Source organism: Gordonia sp. AC31 (assembly GCF_031844505.1).
Lineage (GTDB): Bacteria > Actinomycetota > Actinomycetes > Mycobacteriales > Mycobacteriaceae > Gordonia > Gordonia hongkongensis.
In genome coordinates this window covers 1-4,463 of the sequence record NZ_JAUZVK010000055.1, presented here as the reverse complement: position 1 = coordinate 4,463, position 4,463 = coordinate 1, and the positions used below count along the sequence as shown (strand labels likewise).

Below are 4,463 nucleotides of genomic sequence, written 5' to 3'. Positions count from 1 at the left end.
ATCTGATACCAGAGAGCACTTGGTTGTTGCGCTTCCAGTTACGGGCACGCCAGTTTGGCGTGTACCGCGCGGTCACTCTCGAAGTCGGGTGGCAGACACCTTTTAGGGACTGGTGTGAGCGCGGCCCAGGGTTCCTCGCCTCGGGAGGCCTCGGTTCATCCATGGGGTAGGGCTACTCCCCCTCCGCTCAGCGTCCTCCGGCTCATCTGAACTACTATTTGGATTAGTTTCAAGATGGCTGTTGGAGGCGCGGTGATCGCAAGCGTTGTGGCCCAAGGGGCACTCTTGGGGCTGTTCGGTGCGGTCGTAGCGTGTGGTGTCGCCGCTGCCCGTCGGCCGGGTCGAGGTGGGGAGGCTTGGCGGGCGCTCGTTTCGTGTGCGCTTGCTGTGAGTGCGGCCGGCGGCGTGATGGTGGTTGCTCCCCAGGGCTTTTTCGCGGCGGCTATCGTGTTGGCGCTGCTCTGTGTTGGGGCGTTCATGCTGTCTTCTGCTCGTCTGCACGGCGCGTCGTTGGCGGTGATGGTGGACTCGCTCGTGTGGATGGCCTCGGCGATGTGGGTGTTCATCGTGTTCGCCGCCACGGGCGGGCCGATCGAGGGTGATGTGGTGCCTGCTGATCCGATTGCCGAGTTGGCGTTGAGGGCAGAGCTCAATCGACCCCCGAGGTGGGTCCGTACTGGCAGTGTGATCGCGATTTTCGGTCTGGTGGCCGCGATAGTCTTCCGCCTGGCCCGGCCGGCCTCCTGTGGTGATTGCTTCGAGACCCTCGTTCCCGGCGCCCACGCCCGATGGCCACAAAATACGAAGGTGGTTAGTAGAAGTGGGGTGTGATGCGGGTGTGCGGGGAGGTGGTGAGGCATGACTGACGGTGTCGCGGTGCGGCGTGCGGGTCGGTTCGGCCCGCGCGGTCCTGCCCGTACGATCTCCCGTGCGGTGGGTCTTGCTGTGGTGATGTTTGAGGCGGTGGCCGCGTTCTGGCTGGTGATGCTGCTCCGAACGTCGGATCTCGTGCCATCCGACCCCCGCTCAGGAGTCGGGCGCGGTGATCCGGTTGAGCTGCGGGTGCTGACCGCTGTGGGTGTGCACGACTGGGTGTCGGCTCTGAGTGCTGCGGCCTTCGCTGCGGGTGTGGCCGGTGCGCTGGTGGCGCGTCTACTCCCAGCAGTCAAGGGGCGCGCGACCGGTTGAGTAGTCGGGCCTGGGCCTCGCCGGAGTTTCCCTTGTCGGAGGGTTTCTATGGCTTAGGCTTTGGTGCCGCCGCCGCGGGTGTGGCGAGGTTTAAGGGTGAGGTATTCGCTGAGCACTTCACGCTCGGCGGGTGTCACGGTCTGGGCGAAGTGCATCAGTACTGCCGCGGAGTCCCCGCTGGCGTCGAGGACCTGACGCAAGGTGCGTGAGGTGGCCTCTTCACGGGTCTGCATGGGGAAGTACCGGTAGGCGCGGCTGACTTTTTCTCTACCGACGAACCCTTTTTTGTGCAGGTTGGTGACGACGGTGAGCACTGTGGTGTAGGCCGGTTCGCGGTCGTGGAGTTCCTCGACTAGGTCGTGCACCGACATCGCCGCACCGGCTGACCACAGCACGTCCATCACTGCGCGTTCCAGTGAACCCAGCCCAGTCATTTTCACCCACCATCTCTAGATGCGGGTCAATCTTACGACGGACTACCTCAGTTAGTAGCTTGGTCCCGTTGGAGCGCATCGGCAGCGCCGCGACGCGGGCGGTGTTTGAAGGCCACGGAGAATTCGGTTCCAGGGGTGCTGCGGTGGATGTGACGTCGGGTGGTGGTCGGCAACGTGATGGTGAAGGTGGCTCCGTGTCCGGCTCCCAGGCTTTCGGCGAGCAAGGTGCCCCCATGGTCTTCGACGATAGAGCGGGCGATGGTGAGGCCGATTCCGCTGCCGCCGGCGTCTCTGGTGCGTGAGGAGTCGGTGCGGTAGAAGCGGTCGAAGATGTGTGGAAGGTGTTGAGGGGGAATGCCGTCACCGCAGTCGACGACGCTGATGCGCACCGCGTGTGCCGGGGCGGTGTCGGCTTTCACTACGACTCGCTGGCCCGGGGAGCTGTGTCGCAGCGCGTTGGTGAGCAGATTGAGCAGTACTTGGCTCATTCGTTCGGCGTCGACATGGATGTGTACGCGCGCGGCGGTGGTGACGATGCCTAGCGTGACTTTGGCGTCGGTGAACAGGTCGGCGGCTTCTTCGTAGGTCGCGATGAGCAGTTCGTTGACAGTGATCGTCGCCGGGTGGAGGGGCATCTGATGCTCGTCGGCGCTGGATACGGTCGCGATGTCCTCGGCGAGACGCTGCAGGCGGGTGGTGGCGGTGCGCACGACGTCAAAGGTCTGTGAGTCGGGAGCCCGGATTCCGTCTTCGATGGCGTCGGTGATCGCGCCGATGGTGGTCAGTGGGGTGCGCAGTTCGTGGGCAAGGTCTGACAGCATCCGCTTACGGATGTCGTCTTGTGAATCCAGCCGTTGTGCAAGTTGGTTGATAGCTCGGCTGAGCTGGGTGAACTCGGTGCCGAGCTGGCGATCGGGTACGCGCGTGCGGTAGTTGCCGGCGCCAATAGCCACGGCTGAGCGGGCGACACTGGCGACTGACTGTTGTACGCGGCGAGCCAGGAACCAGCTGACGGCCGTGGCCAGGATCGTCGAGGTGATCAATGCGACAGACATTGAGACGACGATCGAGGAAGTGAACGCGGCTTCGACATGGTCGGCCTGAACTGACCCTGGCTCGAGGCGAGCTTGGCCGAGGTGGTCGTGGAAGGTGTGTGGAGCCACGAATAGTGCCACGATCGCGACGCTGATGCCGCCGCCGGCGATGACGATAGCTTGAGCGAGCATGAGCCGGGAGCCGAAGCTGCCGGGGATACGTAACCGTCGACGTTCATCGTTCATCGCTGGCTCCTCGAGGTTGGCCGTCACCCATCCGGTAGCCCACTCCGCGAACGGTGCGGATGAATCGGCCGGCTACGGCGCTGTCACCGAGTTTGCGGCGCAGACTGGCGACATGGACTTCGACGACGTGGGCATCGCCGACCCAGTCGGGTCCCCAGATTTCGGTGAGCAGTTGCTCTCGACTGAACACAACACCGGGCCGCCGCGTGAGCGCTTCGAGAACGTCGAACTCAGTCCGAGTCAGCTCCACGGGTGTGCTCTCCACCTGGACTTCACGACCCTGAGGGTCGAGGGTGAGCTCCCCTATCGTCCGCGGGTGCGACTCGCCGGTTGGGGTCGGCCGTGGTCGGCGCAGCATGGCGTCGATGCGCGCCATCAGCTCACGAGGGCGAAATGGTTTCGTGAGGTAGTCATCGGCCCCCACCGACAGGCCAACGACTGTGTCGACTTCGTCCGCGCGGGCCGTGACCATCACGATGTAGGCGTTGGTGAAGGTGCGCAACTGTCGACAGACCTCGACGCCATCGAGTGACGGCAAGCCCAGGTCGAGGATGACTACTGCCGGACTCGCCGTGCGTGCGGCGGCGACTCCCTCCTGGCCGTCGGGCGCAACGGTGACCGTGAATCCGCTGCGCTGCAGGTAGTCAGCAACGACTTCGGCAATGTCGGGCTCATCTTCGATCACCAGGGCGTGCAGACCGTGCGGTGGTCGGACCACCGGCATATGGAGGTCGTCGACGACGTTGCGATCTTGGGGCACGCTCCTATGGTGGCGGTGGTCTACACGATCATCCAACCTCGTGGGCATTCTTGAGCAGATCTTGATCCACGCTGCCGATCAGCCTTGAGGTTCGGTGGGCAAGGTGGCGGTGTCGCCGGGTGGAACGTTACGACACAGTTCCCTCTCACACTGATGATCTGATTTCTGCCCGGCGGCGTCCTGTTCAACAACGCAGAGGATGCCCGTGTGACTGTCTCCTACAGCCTCACCACCAGTGATCCATTCGCCAGTACCTTCCCCGCCGAAGCCGCGTCGCCCCGTGCTGGGCTGAGTCGTCAGCTGGTGGGCGGCACCCCGGTGTTGCGCATCGAGGAACCCTTCGCCGAGCACGGGCGCGGCTTCTGGGCCAAGCTGGAAGGCTTCAACCCCGGTGGTATGAAAGACCGGCCTGCGCTGCACATGGTGGAACGCGCCCGCGCCCGTGAAGAGCTGGCCCCGGGGGCGCGGATCATCGAATCAACTAGTGGGACACTGGGATTAGGCCTGGCTTTAGCGGGCATCGTGTTCGGGCATCCGGTGACCTTGGTGACCGATCCAGGACTGGAACCGATCTTGCGGCAGATGCTCGCCGCATACGGCGCCCAGGTCGATGTCGTCAGCGATCCCCATCCGGTCGGGGGTTGGCAACAAGCCCGCCGCGACCGCGTGCGCACCCTGCTCGAGCGCGACGAGGCTGCGTGGTGTCCCGACCAGTATTCCAACCCCGACAACGTGACCGGTTACAGCTCGTTGGGTGTGGAGTTGATCGCGCAGCTGCGACATATCGATGTGCTGGTGTGC

Annotated in this window: 6 protein-coding genes; 3 read left to right on the top strand and 3 right to left on the bottom strand. The window is 64.1% G+C overall.

Annotated features, from left to right (window positions below; all coding sequences use genetic code 11):
- The first annotated feature begins 387 nt into the window (after positions 1 to 387).
- Together Q9R39_RS24350 and Q9R39_RS24345 are read left to right on the top strand one after the other, a co-directional pair.
- On the top strand, positions 388 to 831 hold the full coding sequence (locus Q9R39_RS24350; protein WP_244278085.1) for a hypothetical protein: 444 nt from the start codon (positions 388 to 390) through the stop codon (positions 829 to 831).
- A 27-nt stretch (positions 832 to 858) separates the two neighbouring features.
- Positions 859 to 1,188, top strand: a complete 330-nt coding sequence (locus Q9R39_RS24345) for a hypothetical protein (protein ID WP_074848789.1) — start codon at positions 859 to 861, stop codon at positions 1,186 to 1,188.
- 53 nt (positions 1,189 to 1,241) lie between these two features.
- Here Q9R39_RS24345 and Q9R39_RS24340 read toward each other — a convergent pair whose 3' ends face one another.
- From Q9R39_RS24340 to Q9R39_RS24330, 3 genes are read right to left on the bottom strand one after another with little or no spacing between them, the layout of a single operon-like run.
- Positions 1,242 to 1,622: a BlaI/MecI/CopY family transcriptional regulator gene (locus Q9R39_RS24340; protein WP_005180013.1), complete on the bottom strand. Its 381-nt coding sequence runs from the start codon at positions 1,620 to 1,622 to the stop codon at positions 1,242 to 1,244.
- 47 nt (positions 1,623 to 1,669) lie between these two features.
- The gene (locus tag Q9R39_RS24335; protein WP_005195289.1) at positions 1,670 to 2,902 is read right to left on the bottom strand and encodes a cell wall metabolism sensor histidine kinase WalK; all 1,233 of its coding nucleotides are present in this window, start codon (positions 2,900 to 2,902) and stop codon (positions 1,670 to 1,672) included.
- Entirely contained in the window at positions 2,892 to 3,626 is a 735-nt protein-coding gene (locus Q9R39_RS24330) for a response regulator transcription factor (protein WP_005180009.1), read from the bottom strand. The genes Q9R39_RS24335 and Q9R39_RS24330 overlap by 11 nt, the downstream gene beginning before the upstream one ends.
- 243 nt (positions 3,627 to 3,869) lie before the next feature.
- On the opposite strand from Q9R39_RS24330, the gene Q9R39_RS24325 reads away from it, so the two are divergent.
- Positions 3,870 to 4,463: pyridoxal-phosphate dependent enzyme (locus Q9R39_RS24325; protein WP_311278416.1), on the top strand; the 594-nt coding region annotated here is incomplete at its 3' end.

Coding starts and splice junctions, on each gene's coding strand:
- Q9R39_RS24345 (WP_074848789.1), top strand. CDS start 859: ATGACTGACGGTGTCGCGGTGCGGCGTGCGGGTCGGTTCGGCCCGCGC.
- Q9R39_RS24340 (WP_005180013.1), bottom strand. CDS start 1,622: ATGACTGGGCTGGGTTCACTGGAACGCGCAGTGATGGACGTGCTGTGG.
- Q9R39_RS24335 (WP_005195289.1), bottom strand. CDS start 2,902: ATGAACGATGAACGTCGACGGTTACGTATCCCCGGCAGCTTCGGCTCC.
- Q9R39_RS24330 (WP_005180009.1), bottom strand. CDS start 3,626: ATGCCGGTGGTCCGACCACCGCACGGTCTGCACGCCCTGGTGATCGAA.